The organism is Streptosporangium sp. DT93, from assembly GCF_049844535.1.
Classification (GTDB): domain Bacteria; phylum Actinomycetota; class Actinomycetes; order Streptosporangiales; family Streptosporangiaceae; genus Streptosporangium.
Window position 1 is genome coordinate 366,758 of the sequence record NZ_JBNCLF010000004.1, and the last position, 18,201, is coordinate 384,958.

The following is an 18,201-nucleotide window of genomic DNA, read 5'->3' on the forward strand; positions in this document are numbered from 1 at the left end:
CTATCTCCCTCCTTCTCGGAGCTGTTCGAGTCGTTCCGTGAGGAAGCTCCAGGTTCTCCAGAACTCGTCGAGGTACTCCCGTCCCTGGGCGTTGAGGGAGTACACCTTGCGCGGTGGCCCCTTCTCGGACGGAACCTTCTCCACGTCGACGAGACCGCGTCGCTCGATCCTGACCAGCAGCGCGTAGACGGTGCCCTCGGCGATGTCGGAGAAGCCCCGATCCCGCAGCCACGCCGTGATCTCGTAGCCGTACGCGGGCCGGACGGACAGGATCGCCAGGACGATGCCCTCCAGCGTTCCCTTGAGCATCTCCGTCATCTGCTTGCCCATGGGGCACCTCCTTTCAGCTACTTGGTGTTGCTGACTACTGGTACAAAGTAACACCGACTACCGGTACATAGCAATGCTGAATAGCTGGGAGACGACAGGGCACGGCTTCGTCGAGGTTCGAGCGACTCCGAGGAAGCTCAGGCCCCCTCGGCCCCCTCGGCCCCCGCCGCCCCCGCCTCCCCTGCCACGCTTGCCGCTCCCCGCCGCTCTCGCCATCCCCGCCTCCTCTGCTGCCCGCTGCCCTTGTTGCCCTCACCGTCCTTGCCGCCCCCGCCGCCGGGACCGCGCGTCCCCGGACGACGATCGCCAGCGCTCCGTCGCGGGCCACCACCGCCAGGTCACCTGACAGGTCCGTCCGGTAGACGCGCGTGCCGAGCAGGTGCAGCGCGGCCAGGGTGGACGGTGCCGGATGCCCGTAGTCGTTGCCCGCGCCGACGCTGATCAGCGCGGCACGAGCCCCGGCAGCCGCGAAGAAGGCCGGGTCGTACCTGCCCGACCCGTGGTGGGGGACCTTGAGGATGTCGGCGGGCGGCAGGCCACGCCGCAGCAGCTCCGCCTGGGCCTCGGTCTCGATGTCACCGCTGAGCAGAGCCGATCCCACGGCCCAGCGGACGTGCACCACGACACTCGTGTTGTTGACGGCCGCCCCCTCCCCCGCGCCGGGCGGGGCCCTGCCGGTCTCCGGGCCGAGGACCGTGAGCTCCGAGGGACCGAACCGCCAGGTCGTCCCCGGTGCCGCCGCCCACTCCGTCACGCGGCGACGAGCCGGCCCGTCGCCCACACGTGCGTGCCCGTCGCCCGCCTTCGCCCCGTCACCCGCCTCCGCCCCCTCGCCCTCCGGGACGCCGTACGGCGTCACCACCACCGCCCCCACCTCGCGTCCGCGAAGGACACCGTCGAGTCCTCCCGTGTGATCGAGGTGCGGATGGGTGAGGATCACCAGGGGCACCTGCTCGATCCCCATGGAACGAAGGCAGCGGTCCACGCTCACCGGATCGGGCCCGGTGTCCACCACGACGGCCCGCCCGGGCCCGGCGGCGACCAGCAGGGCGTCCCCCTGCCCGACGTCACAGGCCACCAGCAACCAGCCGTGAGGGGGCCAGCGGGCCACGATCGGTGTGACCAGCGTCGCGGTGAGGACCAGTCCGGTGACGGCCGCCAGGGCGATCCGGCGGGACCGCCTGCCTCGAAGGGTCGGCACGGCGAGCGGGACGGCGACCACCAGCAGGAGCAACCCGGTGACTCCGCCCGGCCACGGGATCGTGCCCGACGGGAACGCCGCGGCGCGCTCCGCCACCTCGATGATCCATCCGGTGGCCAGCCCGGCGGGCCGGACCAGCAACCGGGCCGTCTCCAGGTGCAGGGGTGCGACCAACGCGACCGCGAAGCCGATCAGGGTGGCGGGGGCGACGGCGGGACCCGCGAGCAGGTTGGCCGGCACGGCGACCGGCGTGAGCTGCCCCGACATCAGGACCAGCACGGGGGTGACGGCCACCTGCGCCGCGGCGGCCACCGCGGTCGCCTCGGCGAGCCATCGGGGCAGGTGGGCCGAGAGCCGGTCACGCCAGCGCGGGGCGAGGACCAGGATGCCCGCGGTGGCGGAGACCGACAGGGCGAAGCCGTAGGACCGGGCCAGTTCCGGCACGAAGAAGACCAGGCCGAGGACCGTCACCGACAGGGCGGCGACACCGTCGCGGGAACGGCCCGTGCCAAGGGCGACGGCGGCGACCCCGCCCATCAGAAGTGCCCTGAGCACGCTGGGCGAGGGGCGGGCGACGACCGCGAAGGCGATCATGGCCGTCAACGCCAGCGCCGCCCGGGCCGCGAGCGGTAGCCCGGCCACCCTGGCCAGCGCCACCGCCGTCCCCGCCACGACGGCGAGGTTCGCCCCCGAGACGGCGAGCAGATGGCTGAGGCCCGCGGCTTTGAAATCGGCTCTGACCTGCTCCTGCATCCGGGACACGTCACCGACCACCAGGCCCGGCAGCAGCCCGCGCTGCGCCGGTGGCAGCACATCGGCCGCCTCCCGCAGCCCCGCCCTGACCGCTCCCGCGGCGCGCTGCTCCCATGAGGGGCCGCCCAGCATCCGTGGCGCCCCTCTGACCAGCACCACCGCGGCGAGCAGCTCACCGGGGTCCGCCGGAGCGAAGCGTCCCCTGATCTCGACCCGCTGGCCGGGCAGCAGCGGCCGCCATTCGGCGCCGGAGACGAACAGCAGCACCGAGGCCCTCAGCCTCACCCGCTCCTCCCCCGCCCCGACCGACTCGACCCGGGCGGGCACCACGAAACTCTCGCGCCGGAACGGCCCCGCGGACCTCGGCAGCTCCCGGGGGTCGTCGGTCGTCACCACCTCCGCCACGGCCGACGCGTGCCTTCCGGCGAGCTCCGCCACCGGTCCCGTACCGGCCGCGTGGACCCGGAAGGCCACCGATCCCGCGACCGCGGCCGCGCATCCCAGGACCGCGATCAGCGCGTTCCGCGAGCCCGCCGTCCTGCCGGAACGGGCCAGAACGGCCACGGCCGCCGTTCCTGCGGCCAGGAGGAGGGACACCGCGGCACCGGTCGCGGCCGAGTGGCCCAGCAGGACGAGCGCGGTCACCCACGAGGCGACCGCGGGCAGGACCAGATGCGCGCCGTACGGGAACCACCTCCGCTCCCGGTCCCCCGGCTCCCCGGCCGTGGCGGCGGTCGTGCCGGCCGACGTGGCGGTCATGGCGGTCACAGCGGTCATGGTGGTCACCGCGGCCACGAGCCGGTACATGGACCGGTGCGCGGACCAGCGCGCGACCCGGAGCAAAGACCGGGCCGCGAACCGGGATTCGGACAGGAACGTCAACCGAGACGCGAACCGGGATGCAGACCGGCGTATGGACCCAGGCATGGACCGGGGCACGGACCGGGGCACGGGCGTCGTACGGAGCCGGGGGCGGTTCATACCCGGACCTTGTCCCGCATCTCCGCGTACTTGCGGTCGCCGATGCCGCTCACGTCGCGGAGCTCCTCGACGGTGCGGAAACCCCCGTGGGCGTCCCGGTACTCCGTGATGCGCCGGGCGAGCACCTCGCCCACGCCCGGAAGCAGTTCGAGCTGCTCGGGAGTGGCCGCGTTCAGATCGACCACGGCGGAGGCGGGGTCCATCGGGGTCGACGGATGCGGACCCGTCACCGGGGCGGCGCGGCTCGGGGCGCCGACGACGATCTGCTCACCGTCCACGAGCCTGCGCGCCAGGTTGAGCGATCCGGTGGTGGCCGAGCCGCGGACGCCTCCGGCCGCCCGTACCGCGTCGGCGACCCGGGAACCGGCGGGCAGGGTGATCACCCCGGGACGACGGACCTTGCCGGTCACGTGAACGGTCAGCTCCGCGACGGGGGCGGAGGGCGTCCGCGGAACGGCGGGGGCCCGGAGCGGGGCGCCCGAGACCGGCACCGGCGGCGCCAGGGGCTCGGGCTCGGGCCGGGACCACCAGGCGTGGACACCACCCGCGAGGGCGGCCGTCACCGCGACGAGGAGCAGCAGGCGCAGGCCCGCCCGGCCGGGACCGAGTGCGGGCGCCTGGGTGGCCACGGCCTTCCTGAGCGCTTCGAAGGAGGGGGGAACGGGTGCCCGGCTCGTCCGCGCGGCGGGCTCGGTCTCCACAACGGGCCGGTCGTGCGGGTCCCGTCGGTCCTGCCGGTCGAGAGGATCCCACCGGTCATGAGGGTCCCGCCGATCAAGGGGATCCCCTCGGTCAAGGGGATCTCTCCGGTCAAGGGGATCTCTCCGGTCATGCCGGGATGTGCCCGTCCGACCGGCCGTCCCGTGCCCGAGGAACGGGCCACCGGTCATCGCCTCTTTCTCCTCTTCGGCGAGCGGGCGATGTGAGGCGTCAGGGCTGGTCGGAGTGCCCTGCCGGGAGTCGGAGAAGGGCTCGGTGGATCGGGAAGGAGGGAGCGGGTCGGTGAGAGAGGCCGATCGGGGGTGACCGCCCGACCGAAGGTGATCAGCTGTTCGAGGACGATCGGCCGAGGCAGGGTGATCGACCGGATGGAGCGAAGAGACCGGGCGGGGTGAAGAGGCCGGGCGGGGTGAAGAGGCCGGGCGGGGTGAAGAGGCCGGGCGGGGTGAAGAGGCCGGGCGAGGTGAGGAAGGCGGGCGGGCGGAACGGGGTGGAGGGAGCTCCGGGACGGGCGATCCATGCCCCGTCAGCGTCCGCAGCCGTGACTCGGCTCGGAAGCTCTCGATGTTCTGCCCTGTGGTCCGCACCCGCAGGACGCTACGGCGGTGGTGCCTGAGGCCGTCGTGGCGAATCAGATTCTGGGGATAACCGGCGGACGGGCCGACCGGCCGAGGAGCCACACCCGGATCGGTTCGTGAAGCCGCTCACCGCCCCGTACGAGAAACGGGTTCACGAAACCGGCTCGGTGACCGGTCCGGAGGCCCGCCCGGGAAAAGGACTCAAGAGCCCGACCAGGAACCGGACAGAGAGGCCGGCACGACGGGGAATCACCGAGAACCCGTCAGGGAAGCCGCGGCTCCCGAGAGCCGGAACCGTCGGCGGCGGGCGGCGAGACGGTGATGCCGAGCATGCCGGGCCCGACGTGGGCGCCGATGACCGGACCGACCTCGACGACGACGAGACGGGCCAGGGTGGGCAGGCGCCGGGACAGCCGCGCGGCCAGTGTCTCGGCCCGGGCTGCGGCACCGAGGTGCTGGACCGCGATCTCCACCGGAGCGCCCCCCGCCGCCGCGACGGCCAGGTCCTCGAGGCGGCCGATGGCGCGGGCCGCCGTGCGGACCTTCTCCAAGGGAGAGATCGTCCCGTCGGAGATGTGCAGGATCGGCTTGATCATCAGAGCCGAGCCCAGAAGGCCCGCCGCCGCCCCGATCCGGCCTCCCCTGCGCAGGTACTCCAGCGTGTCGACGTAGAAGAAGCTGCGGGCCGACTCCGCGGTGCGGCGGGCGGCGTCCGCCACCTCCGAGCGTGTCGCGCCCGCGGCGGCGGCACCGGCGGCGGCGAGGACGGGGAACCCCAGGCCCATGGCGATGGATCGGCTGTCGACGACCTCGACCGGGATCGGGGAGTCCTCGGCTCCGGCGCGGGCCGCCTCGACCGTGCCCGACATCTCCGACGACAGGTGGACGGAGACGACGGCACTCGCCCCGTCGGCCGCCGCCTTGGCGTAGGCCTCCGTGAAGCGACGCGGCGCGGGCCTGGAGGTCGTCACCGGGACCCATTCCCTGAGCGCCTCGCCCACGCTCACACCGTCGATCTGCGCGATGTCGTCGAACGGCCTGCCCCCCACCACCACCTGGAGGGGCACCACCGTGATCCCCAGGCCGGAGACCTCCTGGGGCGGCAGGTAGGCGGTGGAGTCCGTGACGACGGCGACCGGTGGCATGTCCCGAAGCTACCCGGAGGAGGTCACACGAAGGAGACGGGGTGAGGGAGCGGACCTGGAGGTGAGAGAAGACGTGGTGGGGGACTACTGGACGGGGGTGCCGCCGCGCCAGACCTTGCGGGGCTTGAGGCCGAAGGCCCAGGCGAAGGCGCCCTCGTGGTCGGCGTCCCACTGGACGATGTCGGCCAGGCGACCGGGGGCGAGCACGCCGCGGTCCGGGGCGCCGAGGACGGTGGCGCCTCCGAGGGTGGCGGCGCGGAGGGCGTCGCCGACGCTCATGCCGAAGGCCGCCACGGCGAGGCTGATGACCAGCGACATCGAGGTGATGCCGCAGTGACCGGGGTTGTGGTCGCTGCCGAGGGCCACGGTGACCCCCTGGGCGAGCATCCGGCGGACCGGGGGCAGGCTGCCTCGCTGCAGGGCCGTTCCCGGGCACACCACGGCGGGGACGCCGTAGCGGGCCATGATGGAGATGTCCTCGTCGGTGGTGTGGTGGAGCAGGTCGGCGGAGGCGCAGCCGAGTTCCGCGGCGAGCTGCACGGCGCCGCGGCGGGTGTAGGCACCGGCGTGGATGCGGGGCAGCAGGCCCACGTTGCGCCCGGAGGCCAGGACCCAGCGGGCCTCCTCCGCGGTGAAGTGGCCCTCGTCGCAGTAGACGTCGACGCCGTTGGCGCCCGCCGCGGCCGCGTCGGCGCACCAGGAGCCGACCGCCTCGACGTAGTCGCGCTGGCGTCCGAAGTACTCCGGCGGGACGACGTGCGCGGCCATGAAGGTCACGTGCACGCGCGGCATCATCGGCTCCTTCTCCAGCTCGCGCAGGAGACGCACGTCGGCCAGCTCGCCGTCGCGGGTGAGGTGGTAGCCGGTCTTGGCCTCGACGGTGGTGGTGCCGTTGAGCAGCCACTCGCGCAACCGCTCGCGGACGCCGTTGCAGAGCGTCCAGGGGTCGGTTCCCCGGGTGACCGTGACGGTGGAGCCGATACCGCCGCCCGCCGCGGTGATCGCGGAGGGGGTGGAGCCACCGGAGCGCATCGCCATCTCGGCGTAGCGGTTGCCCGCGTAGACGGGATGGGTGTGCGCGTCGATCAGGCCGGGGGTGACCAGGGCGCCGCCCAGGTTCTCGACGTGGTCGACGTCGACGATGTCGTCGACGACGCCGGGCACGCTCTGAGGGAGATCGGCGGCGCGGCCGATCCAGGCGATCCGGTCGTTGTGCACGAGGATCGCCGCGTTGCTGAACACATCGTTCCCGGTCCAGAGCCGGCCGATGTTGGTCAGAAGGCGGACCGTCATCGCATCACCGCCTTGTGTTCGGGGGACACCCGGTGGAGGACCGCTCCCGGGCGGGACGGTCCGACCCGGACATTTCCGGGCACCGTACCCTTCGAGCCCGCTGTGAGTCCGGACGGCATCGGGGGTCTCCTGCTCTCATCCGCATACCAGTGGTGCGGCGACAGTATCGTCAGGATCATGATCGGGTGATTTCAGTTCAGTTACGTTATTTCACAAGTCGGCCCGCTGTACAGGCTAATTGGGAAGAACGCCGCCTCGCCGCGACCGCGCCTCACCCGCGGGCATGACGACCGGACTCGGCGCTGAGCACCTTTCCACAGCTCAGACTACTTCCTCATCCTGCGTAACAGTAGTCACCCGAGCAACTTGCGTCATAACATCTCGCTGGATTTGCCTTATGGTAGCAATCCAAACCTTGACCTACCACTGTCGCTTTTGCGAAGTTTGTACGTTTTGAGACTTTGGTAGTCCACCTCAGATCCACTCTTCGACGCAAGCGACGCCATTGAAACGATCCCGTCGACCCCTCTAAGCTGATTCGCCGCCGCGCAAGCCCCCGTGTGTGATCCGGGATCACGAGCACTCCGGCGGTACCCCGGACGGCCCGAGCCGCCGAAGCGATCACGGCGTCCCGGTGAGAGCCCCGTCCACCTCCCGAAAGCGGCCACGGACGGAACGCTCCCTGTAACCTTTCGAACGAGTTGTCTACAGGTAGCGCGACGCAGGGAGTTCTCTTGTCCGTCCACGCGGACGCCGGTCGGCGTCGCATCGAAGAGCTTTTCCAGGAACACCAGGAGCGTGTCTTCAAGCGCTGGATCGAGATCGTCGGTTCGTCGGCGGGCGGCCAGTCCGACCGCGTCGAGCTGAACGACCAGCTCCGCGAGCTCTACGGGGCGGTGCGCCGGTCGTTCGAGGACTCCGGCGACCTCAGCGACCTGCGCGGCCTGCTGGCCGAGCTCTCCCGTACGCGCGCCCGCCAGGGGTTCACCCCGACCGAGACCGCGCTCATGGTGTTCGGCCTGAAGGAGGCGCTCTACGAGAGCGTCGAGGAGGACGGCTCCTCCGAGGCCATGCGAGGTTTCATCTGGTTCTCCCGGGTGATCGACGACCTCGGGCTCTTCACCGTGGAGAGCTACGCGTCGGCCAGGGAGAAGATCATCATTGATCAGGCGGAGCAGCTCCTGGAGCTCTCCACCCCGGTCGTCAAGCTGTGGGACGGCATCGTCGCGGTGCCGCTGGTCGGAACGCTCGACTCGGCCAGGACCCAGGTCGTCATGGAGAAGCTGCTGCAGACGCTCGTCGACACCGGCTCCGAGCACGCGGTGATCGACATCACCGGCGTGCCCGCCGTGGACACCGAGGTCGCCCAGCACCTGCTCAAGACCGTGGTCGCGGCCCGGCTGATGGGCGCCGAGTGCGTCATCTCCGGCATCCGCCCCCAGATCGCCCACACCATCGTCACCCTGGGCATCGAGTTCGGTGACATCGTGACCAAGGCCACCCTCGCCGACGCGCTGGCCCATACGCTGCGCGCGAGCGGCGTCACGTTCACCAAGGGCGGGGCGTCCCGCATCGCCGTACGGACGGTGGAGGCCTGATGGATCGCGTCCCCATCCTCAAACTCGGTGACATCCTGATCGTCTCCATCCAGATCGACCTGCAGGACCTGAGCGTGCTCGCGCTCCAGGAGGACCTGTCGGAGAGGGTCGTCGAGACCGGCGCACGCGGGGTGATCATCGACATCACCGCCGTGGAGATCGTCGACTCCTTCATCGGCCGGATGCTGGCCACCATCGCGGCGATCTCCCGGATGCTCGACGCCGAGACGATCGTCGTGGGCATGCGGCCCGCGGTGGCGATCACCCTCGTCGAGCTCGGCCTGTCGCTCGGCGGGGTGCGCACCGCGCTCAACCTGGAGAAGGGTGTCGCGCTGCTGAACCAGATCGAGGGCTCCCAGAGCGCGACGGCCTCCCTGTGACGAGCGCCGAGGACCTTCCCATCAACGCCAACGGCGACGTCGTGCTGGTCCGCCAGCACGTCAGGACCGTCGCCGTGAAGGTGGGACTCTCACTGGTCGACCAGACCAAGGTGGTGACCGCGGCCAGCGAGCTGGCCCGCAACGCCCTGGTCTACGCCGGGGGCGGCCAGGTGCGGGTCGAGGTCGTCCACAAGGGGGTACGGCAGGGCCTGCGGATGACCTTCAGCGACAACGGCCCCGGCATCCCCGACATCGATCAGGCGCTGACCGACGGGTGGACCACCGGTGGCGGCCTCGGGCTCGGCCTGAGCGGTTCACGCCGCCTGGTCGACGAGTTCGCCCTGGAATCCACTCCCGGTGAGGGCACGCTGATCACGGTGACGAAATGGGCGCGCTGATCCGTTCACGGCACGACGTCTGGGTCAGGGCCGAGGACGCCAGCGCCATCGGCGCGCTCCGCCGCAGCGCGGTGGCGCTCGCCGAGAACAGGGGGTTCAGCGAGGAGGACACCGGCCGGGTGGCGGTCGCGGTCAGCGAGGCCGCCTCCAACCTGGTCAAGCACGCCGTCGAGGGTGTCATGCTGATCCGCCCCCACCTGGAGCTGGAGTCGGCGGTCGAGGTCATCGCGATCGACAAGGGCCCGGGGATGCGCGACGTCTCGCGGGCCCTGCGCGACGGCTACTCCACGACGGGCACCCTGGGCATCGGGCTGGGCGGCATCGCCCGCATGGCCAGCGGGTACGAGGTGTACTCCGTGCTCGGCCGCGGCACCGTGCTCGGCATGTACTTCACCGCCCAGGGCGCCGAGCGGCCCCCGTCCCGGGTGAGCGGCCTGACCCGGCCGATCGGCGAGGAGACCGTCTGCGGCGACGCCTTCGTGATCGCCGAGGCGGGCCCGGTGACGACCGTGATGCTCTGCGACGGCCTCGGTCACGGCCCCGCGGCCGCCCAGGCCTCCTCCGAGGCGGTACGGCTCTTCCAGCTGCACTCCGAGCTGGCCCCGGTCACCGTCCTGGAGCGCGTCCACCTCGGCCTCGGCCACACCAGGGGCGGCGCGGTCGCCGTGGCCCGCATCGACGGGGCGGCGGGCACGGTGAGCTTCGCCGGCCTGGGCAACGTCTCCGCGTGGATCGTCCACGGCGACGGCCGCCAGGGCATGATCTCGGTGCCGGGCATCGCCGGCCACAAGGCCAGGACGCTGCGCCAGTACGAGTACACCGTGCCGAAGCACGGCGTGGTCATGCTGCACTCCGACGGGTTGTCCGAACGCTGGGACATCACCAACTATCCCGGGCTCGTCACCCGGCCGCCCTCCGTCGTCGCGGGTACGCTGCTGCGCGAGGCCGGAACCCGCAGGGACGACGCCTGCGTGGTCGTCGTCAGGCCCGGCGTATGAACGGGGACGAGTTGATCCGGATCCTCGTCAAGGACGACCAGGACGTCTTCGCCATGCGCAAGCTCGGCCGCGAGGTGGCCGGAAGCGTCGGGCTGGACACCCAGGACCAGATCCGGGTGGCCACCGCGCTGAGCGAGATCGGCAGGGAGCTGCTGGAGGCGGGCAGCGGCGCCTCGTTCGCCTTCCGCCTGGGGCAGGAGGCCCTGACGGTCACGATCGAGTTCTCCGCCACCGCCGGCTTCCGTCCTGCCGACGGCGTCACGCTGGCGGGGCGCCTGGTGGACCTCATCGAGCTCGATCCCGCCGAGGGAAGAATACGCATGGTCAAGCGGCTCCCCCAGGGCCGCGGGCCGAGGCGCTCGGCCGAGGAGATCCGCGCGAGCCTCGCCGGAGCGACGCCCACCACGGCCCTGGAGGAGCTGCGCCGGCAGAACCGCGAGCTCGCCGAGACCCTGCAGGAGGTCCTGCAGCTCAACACCGAGCTGGAGGAGACCAACCAGGGCGTGCTGGCGCTGTACAACCAGCTCTCGGAGGAGCTGGAGGAGACCAACCGCGGCGTGGTCGCGCTGTACGCCGAGCTGGACGAGAAGTCCGCGCAGCTGCGGGCCGCGGGCGAGGCGAAGAACAGGTTCTGGGCCACGGTCAGCCACGAGCTGCGCACCCCGCTGAACTCGATCATCGGCTTGGTGCGCCTGCTGGTCGGTCCCGGCGGCGAGCCCCTGGCCGAGGAGCAGCTCCACCAGATCGACCTGATCGGCTCCTCCGCGCAGACCCTGCTGGCGCTGGTGAGCGAGCTGCTCGACATGGCCAAGGCGGAGGCCGGCCGGCTCGTCCCCCAGCCCACCGTGGTCGACCTGGTGGAGCTGGCCGAGCGGCTGCGCATGACGCTGGACCCCACCGCCGGCAGCGACGCCGTGGAGCTCACCGTGGAGGTCTCGCGGGCGCCCAGGGAGATGCTGGTGGACGAGGTGATGCTCACCCGCATCCTGCGCAACCTGCTGTCCAACGCGCTGAAGTTCACCGAGCGGGGCGAGGTCAGGCTGGAGGCCGTGCTCGACGCGGCCACCCACACCGTGGCCTTCACCGTGACCGACACCGGGATCGGCGTGCCCGAGGAGCACCTGGAGCGTGTCTTCGAGGAGTTCTTCCAGGTGCCCGGGCCGATCCAGGTGCGCAGCAAGGGGACCGGCCTGGGCCTGCCGTACGCCCGCCGGCTGGCCGAGGCGCTCGGCGGCACGCTGCACCTGGCCAGCGTCCCCGGCTCCGGCACCGCGGTCACCCTCAGGCTCCCCTACCGGCACGGCAGCGCCCCCATGGTCGGCCGGGTGCTCGTCGTGGACGACGACGAGGAGTTCCGCGCCACGGTGCGGCGGATGCTCACCGGCGTCGCCGGGCACATCGACGAGGCCGCCGACGGTCTGATGGCGCTGGAGGTGATGGGCGAGCACCCGCCCGACCTCGCGCTGGTCGACCTGCTGATGCCCCGGCTCGACGGCAGCGCGCTGATGGCGCGGATGTCCGACGACGAGCGGCTGCGCGAGGTCCCGGTGATCATCGTGACCGTCGCCACGTCGTACCAGGTGCCCGAGGGGACGCGCATGGTGGTCTCCAAGCAGGGGCTCCGCCGTGACACCCTGCTCGGGGCGATCGAGAGCGTTCTGGAACGCGCCGGTGAGTGAGGACGGGGCGACGGTGCTCGTCGTGGACGACACGCCGACCAAGCTGTACATCCTCTCCAGCTGGCTGCGCCGCTCGGGGCACCGCGTCGTTCAGGCGACCGGCGGCATGGAGGCGATCGCCAAGGTCAGGGAGCTCATGCCGGACCTGGTCGTGCTGGACGTACGGCTCCCCGACATCAGCGGGTACGAGGTCTGCGAGCAGATCAAGGCGGACGCGTCGACCTCCTCGATCCCGGTCATCCAGATCTCCGGGGCCGCGATCACCCCCGCCGACCGTGCCCAGGGGCTCGAACGCGGCGCGGACGCCTACCTGGCCGAGCCGGTCGAGCCGGACGAGTTCGCCGCGACGGTCGCGGCGACGCTGCGCTACTACCGCGCCCGCAAGCGCGCCGAGCTGATGGCGAAGCGGCTGGCCGCCCTCACCGAGGTGACGCTCTCGATGAACTCCGCCGAGACGTTCGACGAGCTCCTCGGCACGGCCGTCGAGGGGACCGTCCGCATCCTGGGCAGGCAGGCGGGCACGCTCGCCCTGCCGCCGGACGGCCGGACCCGCAGGTTCGCCGCCCTGCCCCCCGAGGGTCACGTCGTGGCGAAGGTCGCGGCGCCGGACACGCTGTCGCGGCTGAGCGCGATGTCGCTGGGCAGCGCCGCCGGGACCGAGGTTTTCGCCGTCCCCGCCGCCGAGTGGCTGGAGCTGATGCCGGACGCGACGATCGACGGCGACGTCTCGGCCGTGGTGTGCCGTACCAAGCTGGGCAGGCCCCCGGTGTACCTGGGGGTGGAGGGCGTGCCGCCGCTGGACTCCGACGAGTCCAACGTGCTGCGCCAGCTCGGCCAGGCCCTCGCCCTGGCCGTGGACGCGCTGCGCGCCTACGCCGAGGAGCACGCCATCGCCCTGACCCTGCAGCGGAGCCTGCTGCCGTCGCGGATCCCCGAGGTCGGCGGGCTCTCGATCAGCTGGCGGTACCAGCCCGCGGTCGACAACGTCGAGGTCGGCGGCGACTTCTACGAGGTCCTGCGGATGGGCCACCGGGTGCTCATCGCCATCGGCGACGTGCAGGGACACTCCCTGCTGGCCGCCACCGTCATGGCGGAGCTGCGCCACGCGCTGCGCGCCTCGATCATCGGCACCTCCGACCTCGGCGCGTCGATGGCGCTGCTCAACGAGGTGCTGCGGCGCTACCACCCCGGTATGACCGCCACCGTGTGCCTGCTGCTGCTCGACCCGGCGACCGGGGAGATGGAGCTCTCCAACGCCGGCCACATCCCGCCCCTCTTCGTCGACGGCGGCAAGGCCGAGTACCACCGCCTGGGCAACCTCCTGCTGGGCGTGGCCCAGGAGACCTACCGGGTCGACCGGGTCCGGGTGCCCGCGGGCGGCTCGGTGCTGATGTTCACCGACGGGCTCATCGAGGACCGCGACAAGCTGCTCGACGAGAGCCTGGAGATCGTACGGCGACTGGCCGAGGAGCAGCCGCAGCAGGACCTGGAGGTCTTCTGCGACCGGCTGATCGAACGCTTCGGCGCGCGCGAGGACGACGTGGCGCTGGTGATGTTCCGGCGCGAGACCTGATATCCGCCGCCGCCGGTCCACCACCGGTCCGCCGCCGGGCCGCGCTGTCGGCGGACGCGGTCCGTCACGCCGAGCGCGCCCGGGGGTACGTACCCCCGGGCGCGCTCGGCGTGCTCGGCGCGCTCAGGCGACGGTCTCGACCGGCTTGGCGCTCTTCTCCAGCTCGGCGAAGAGGCCGGGCAGCACCCTGGCGTGCAGGACCGTGCCGTCCCCGGTGTGCTCGACGTCCAGCACCTCGCCCTCCCGGTGCGCCCGGGAGATCAGGTCGCCGCGCTCGTACGGCACCAGCAGCGTGACCTCCTGGTCGAAGCGGGGCAGCTCCCGCTCGATCACGGCCCGCAGCTCCTCGATCCCGGCGCCGGTGCGGGCCGAGACCACCACGGTGTGCTTCTCCCGCGCGACCAGCCGGGCCAGCACCACCGGGTCGGCGGTGTCGGCCTTGTTGATGACCACGATCTCCGGGATGTCGCGGGCGTCCTCGATGTCGCCGATCACCTCGCGTACCGCGGTGAGCTGCGACTCGGGGTCGGGATGCGAGCCGTCGACCACGTGCAGGATCAGGTCGGCGTCGCCGACCTCCTCCAGGGTCGAGCGGAACGCCTCCACGAGCTGGTGCGGCAGGTGCCGGACGAACCCGACGGTGTCGGCCAGCGTGAACAGGCGGCCGTCGGGCGTGTGCGCCCGGCGGACCGTCGGGTCCAGGGTGGCGAACAGGGCGTCCTCCACCAGCACCCCCGCGCCGGTCAGCCGGTTCAGCAGCGAGGACTTGCCGGCGTTGGTGTACCCGGCGATGGCCACGGCGGGCACCTCGCGCTGCAGGCGCCTGGACCGCTTGGTCACGCGGGCGGTGGTCATCTCGCCGATCTGGCGGCGCAGCTTGGCCATCCGCTCGCGGATCCGCCGCCGGTCCAGCTCGATCTTGGTCTCACCGGGGCCACGGCCGCCCATGCCGACGCCGCCGGCCGCACGGCCGCCGACCTGACGGGACAGGTTGCCACCCCAGCCTCGCAGGCGCGGCAGCAGGTAGTTGAGCTGCGCGAGCTCGACCTGCGCCTTGCCCTCGCGGCTCTTGGCGTGCTGGGCGAAGATGTCGAGGATCAGCATGGTCCGGTCGATGACCTTGACCTTGACGATCTCCTCGAGCTGGCGGAGCTGGCCGGGGCTCAGCTCGCCGTCGCACACCACGGTGTCGGCGCCGGTGGCGGAGACGATGTCGGCGAGCTCCCGGGCCTTGCCGGAACCGATGTAGGTCGCAGTGTCGGGCTTCTGGCGGCGTTGGATGACGCCCTCCAGAACCTCTGAACCCGCGGTCTCGGCCAGGAGCTTGAGCTCCAGGAGGGAGTTCTCGGCGTCGATCGCCGTACCGGAGGTCCAGACGCCGACCAGGACGACCCGCTCAAGCCTCAGCTGGCGGTATTCGACCTCGGTGACGTCTTCCAGCTCCGTGGAGAGGCCCGCCACCCGGCGCAGAGCCTGGCGGTCGGCCAGGTCCAGCTCTCCGGTGTCGAGCAGGTCGTCGAATCGGTCGATGTCCAGCGGCTCACGAGTGTCTATGTCGTCGCTCCGTTCAGATGGTCGTTCCGTGGGCGTTCTCTCCCTGTGAGGAACGCTCATAAGAGTGAACGCCCGAACACCCCGGGTCTCTTCCCCTCGATGGTGCCACGGGAACCCCTCGGCCATCACCCGGTTATACGCCGCCGCGTCCGGGGCCGTGAGGACACCGCGGGAGCGGGCACCGGCGATCCCCGGGGGCACGGTGAGGGCCGCCACCCCCGGAACCCGGGCGGTGGGGCGGGACCGGCGTCGCCGGTCCCGGGAAAGCGAAACCCGGGCGGTGGGGCGGGACCGGCGTCGCCGGTCCCGGGAAAGCGAAACCCGGGCGCCGCCGGTCCCGGGGAAGCGGGACCGGGCGGCGCCGGGCTCAGGGGAGCAGGACCCGGGCGTCGCCGGAGCCGGCCTTGACCGTGATCCTGCGGGGCGAGGAGGGGTCCTTGGTCACCTCGACGCTGCTGTCACCGGAGCCGGTCTCGGTGGTCACGTTGTAGCCGCCCGCGGGGACGCGGGCCACGGCGTCGCCGGAGCCGGCCTCGATCTCCACGCTGTCGGGCGCGACGGTGAACCTCGCCTCGACGTCCCCTGAGCCGGCCTCGGCGGCGAAGCGCTTGGAGCCCAGGTCCGCCGCCTCGATGTCACCGGAGCCGGCCACCGCCTTCACCTGCCCGGTCAGCCCGCGCAGCGTGACGGTGCCCGACCCGGCGTCGAGGTCGGCCGACACCCCTCGCGGGACCTCGACCTTGTAGTCGACCGAGCAGCTACGCCCGTCGCACCGGTAGCGCAGGGTCAGCGTGCCGTCGTTCACGGGGTGCTCGGTGGACGGCTTCTCGCCGCGCCAGTGGATGGTCTCGGTCACGTGGACGCCGGAACGGTCCGACTCGGTCACCACGATGTCGCCGGAACCGGATTCGACGTCCAGGGCCTTCACGCCCCCCGCAACGTCGTAGGAGACGACGTCCTGCTGGCGATCGCGGAAGTCCAGGGCGAACTCGCATCCGGAGAGCACGAACACCGACCCCAGGAGCGCTCCGGCGACGAGTGTGTTCCTCTTCATGGGTGCAATCCTCGGCTTTCCGGGAGGTCTCGCCCCCCTCGCGCCGTCCGCTCCCCCGTTCCGCCGGGGGCGCCGATCCGACTGATCCAACTCTGGCCCGGAACGGGCGCCGGGGATATCGGGGTATCCCCGGGCTCTCCCCTGAGGATCCGCCCTGAGACGGTTCCCCCGCGGGGTTTCCCGGGACTTTCCCACCGGCCTCCTCCGGGCTCTCCTGCTCGTGCCCACCCCGCCTTTGACCGGCCCGGAAGCCGTCACGTACCCTGGTTTCCACACTTCAGAATAATTTTTCCACCATGTGGAAAACACGGAAAGAGGGCCCATGAACGGCGTTGAGATCGGCGGCCCCTCGCAGGACCGCTTCGACGAGATCCTCACGCCGGAGGCGCTGGCCTTCCTGGCCACCCTCCAGCGCGAGTTCGACGGCCGGCGACTGGAGCTGCTCCAGGCTCGCCAGGACAGGCAGGCCGAGCTCTCGGCGGGCGCCACCCTCGACTTCCTGCCCTCCACCAGGCACGTGCGCGAGTCCGAGTGGCGTGTCGCACCGCCCGCGCCCGGCCTGGTGGACCGCCGCGTGGAGATCACCGGCCCGGTCGACCGGAAGATGACGATCAACGCGCTGAACTCCGGTGCCAAGGTCTGGCTGGCCGACTTCGAGGACGCCAACTCCCCCACCTGGGAGAACACCGTCAGCGGCCAGCTCAACCTGCGTGACGCGCTCGACCGGACCATCGACTTCACCGCCGGGGAGAAGAGCTACGCCCTCAGGCCGGACGCCGAGCTGGCCACCATCGTGGTCCGCCCCCGCGGATGGCACCTGGACGAGAAGCACCTCACCCTCGACGGCGCCCCGCTGTCGGCGTCCCTGGTCGACTTCGGCCTCTACTTCTTCCACTCGGCGCAGCGGCAGACGGCCAAGGGCAAGGGCCCCTACTTCTACCTGCCCAAGATCGAGTCCCACCTGGAGGCCCGGCTCTGGAACGACGTCTTCGTCCGGGCGCAGGACCTGCTGGGCATCCCCCAGGGCACCGTCCGGGCGACGGTGCTCATCGAGACCTACCCGGCCGCGTTCGAGATGGAGGAGATCCTCTACGAGCTCCGCGACCACTCGGCCGGTCTGAACGCGGGCCGCTGGGACTACCTGTTCAGCGTGATCAAGAAGTTCCGCACCCGCGGCCGGGAGTTCCTGCTGCCCGAGCGGAACGCGGTGACGATGACCGCCCCGTTCATGCGCGCCTACACCGAGCTCCTGGTCAGCACCTGCCACCGGCGCGGCGCCCACGCCATCGGCGGGATGGCCGCCTTCATCCCCTCCCGCCGCGACCCCGAGGTCAACCGGATCGCGCTGGAGAAGGTCACCGCCGACAAGACCCGCGAGTCCGGCGACGGCTTCGACGGCTCCTGGGTGGCCCACCCCGACCTGGTGCCGGTCTGCCGCGACGTCTTCGACGCGGTCCTGGGGGACCGGCCGAACCAGCTCGACCGCCTGCGCGAGGACGTCACCGTCTCGGCGGCCGACCTGCTCGCGGTGTCCAAGACCCCCGGTGAGATCACCGAGGCGGGGCTGCGCAACAACGTGGACGTGGCGCTGCGCTACCTGGCCGCCTGGATGGGCGGGCTGGGCGCGGTGGCGATCCACAACCTGATGGAGGACGCCGCCACCGCCGAGATCTCCCGTTCGCAGATCTGGCAGTGGATCCACAACGGCATCGAGCTGTCCGACACCGGGGCCGTGGTCACCAGGGAACTGGTCGAGCGGATCATCGACGAGGAGCTCGCCGGGATCGCGGCGGAGCCCGGTCACGACGAGGTCCGCTACGCGCAGGCCACCGCGTTGTTCAAGGAGGTCGCGCTGGACGACGCGTTCGCGGAGTTCCTTACCCTCCCGGCTTATGCGCGTATGCCGTGACATGACTGTTCCGACGGTGAGGAATCCTCATCCCCGGGGCGGGATTCCTCACTCCGG

14 protein-coding genes are annotated in these 18,201 nt (G+C 71.6%); 7 read left to right on the forward strand and 7 right to left on the reverse strand.

What is annotated here, in order from left to right; all coding sequences use genetic code 11:
• From ACLQ2R_RS12070 to hutI, 5 genes are all read right to left on the reverse strand, one after another.
• A complete protein-coding gene (locus tag ACLQ2R_RS12070) occupies window positions 1-330 on the reverse strand; it encodes a PadR family transcriptional regulator (RefSeq protein WP_425959514.1) in 330 nt (109 codons plus the stop codon).
• 34 nt (window positions 331-364) lie between these two features.
• A complete protein-coding gene (locus ACLQ2R_RS12075; RefSeq protein ID WP_425959516.1) occupies window positions 365-3,061 on the reverse strand; it encodes a ComEC/Rec2 family competence protein in 2,697 nt (898 codons plus the stop codon).
• 200 nt (window positions 3,062-3,261) lie between these two features.
• The gene (locus ACLQ2R_RS12080) at window positions 3,262-3,966 is read right to left on the reverse strand and encodes a helix-hairpin-helix domain-containing protein (RefSeq protein ID WP_425959517.1); all 705 of its coding nucleotides are present in this window, start codon (window positions 3,964-3,966) and stop codon (window positions 3,262-3,264) included.
• Window positions 3,967-4,826: 860 nt separating this feature from the next.
• Window positions 4,827-5,708 (reverse strand): DegV family protein, encoded by an 882-nt coding sequence (locus ACLQ2R_RS12085; RefSeq protein ID WP_425959519.1) that lies wholly within the window; start codon window positions 5,706-5,708, stop codon window positions 4,827-4,829.
• An 84-nt stretch (window positions 5,709-5,792) separates the two neighbouring features.
• On the reverse strand, window positions 5,793-7,001 hold the full coding sequence (gene hutI, locus ACLQ2R_RS12090; RefSeq protein WP_386231638.1) for an imidazolonepropionase: 1,209 nt from the start codon (window positions 6,999-7,001) through the stop codon (window positions 5,793-5,795).
• A gap of 734 nt (window positions 7,002-7,735) precedes the next feature.
• Between hutI and ACLQ2R_RS12095 the strand changes: the two genes are divergently transcribed.
• From ACLQ2R_RS12095 to ACLQ2R_RS12120, 6 genes are read left to right on the forward strand one after another with little or no spacing between them, the layout of a single operon-like run.
• A complete protein-coding gene (locus tag ACLQ2R_RS12095; RefSeq protein ID WP_425959520.1) occupies window positions 7,736-8,599 on the forward strand; it encodes an STAS domain-containing protein in 864 nt (287 codons plus the stop codon).
• Window positions 8,599-8,979 carry an STAS domain-containing protein gene (locus tag ACLQ2R_RS12100; protein WP_425959521.1) on the forward strand — a complete coding sequence of 127 codons (381 nt, stop codon included), beginning with the start codon at window positions 8,599-8,601 and terminating at the stop codon, window positions 8,977-8,979. Before ACLQ2R_RS12095 ends, ACLQ2R_RS12100 begins: the two co-directional genes overlap by 1 nt.
• Window positions 8,976-9,377: an anti-sigma regulatory factor gene (locus ACLQ2R_RS12105; RefSeq protein WP_425959522.1), complete on the forward strand. Its 402-nt coding sequence runs from the start codon at window positions 8,976-8,978 to the stop codon at window positions 9,375-9,377. Before ACLQ2R_RS12100 ends, ACLQ2R_RS12105 begins: the two co-directional genes overlap by 4 nt.
• A complete protein-coding gene (locus ACLQ2R_RS12110) occupies window positions 9,365-10,375 on the forward strand; it encodes an ATP-binding protein (RefSeq protein ID WP_425959524.1) in 1,011 nt (336 codons plus the stop codon). The genes ACLQ2R_RS12105 and ACLQ2R_RS12110 overlap by 13 nt, the downstream gene beginning before the upstream one ends.
• On the forward strand, window positions 10,372-12,054 hold the full coding sequence (locus ACLQ2R_RS12115; protein WP_425959526.1) for an ATP-binding response regulator: 1,683 nt from the start codon (window positions 10,372-10,374) through the stop codon (window positions 12,052-12,054). Before ACLQ2R_RS12110 ends, ACLQ2R_RS12115 begins: the two co-directional genes overlap by 4 nt.
• Window positions 12,047-13,627: a SpoIIE family protein phosphatase gene (locus ACLQ2R_RS12120; protein ID WP_425959527.1), complete on the forward strand. Its 1,581-nt coding sequence runs from the start codon at window positions 12,047-12,049 to the stop codon at window positions 13,625-13,627. Before ACLQ2R_RS12115 ends, ACLQ2R_RS12120 begins: the two co-directional genes overlap by 8 nt.
• Before the next feature lie 123 nt (window positions 13,628-13,750).
• On the opposite strand, the gene hflX is transcribed toward ACLQ2R_RS12120, so the two are convergent.
• Together hflX and ACLQ2R_RS12130 are read right to left on the reverse strand one after the other, a co-directional pair.
• Window positions 13,751-15,241 carry a GTPase HflX gene (gene hflX / locus ACLQ2R_RS12125; protein WP_425959528.1) on the reverse strand — a complete coding sequence of 497 codons (1,491 nt, stop codon included), beginning with the start codon at window positions 15,239-15,241 and terminating at the stop codon, window positions 13,751-13,753.
• A 307-nt stretch (window positions 15,242-15,548) separates the two neighbouring features.
• Window positions 15,549-16,235, reverse strand: a complete 687-nt coding sequence (locus ACLQ2R_RS12130) for a DUF4097 family beta strand repeat-containing protein (protein ID WP_425959529.1) — start codon at window positions 16,233-16,235, stop codon at window positions 15,549-15,551.
• A gap of 322 nt (window positions 16,236-16,557) precedes the next feature.
• Here ACLQ2R_RS12130 and aceB point away from each other — a divergent pair, with 322 nt between their 5' ends.
• Window positions 16,558-18,144, forward strand: coding sequence for a malate synthase A (gene aceB, locus ACLQ2R_RS12135; protein ID WP_425959531.1), 1,587 nt, complete (start codon window positions 16,558-16,560; stop codon window positions 18,142-18,144).
• Window positions 18,145-18,201 lie beyond the last annotated feature (57 nt).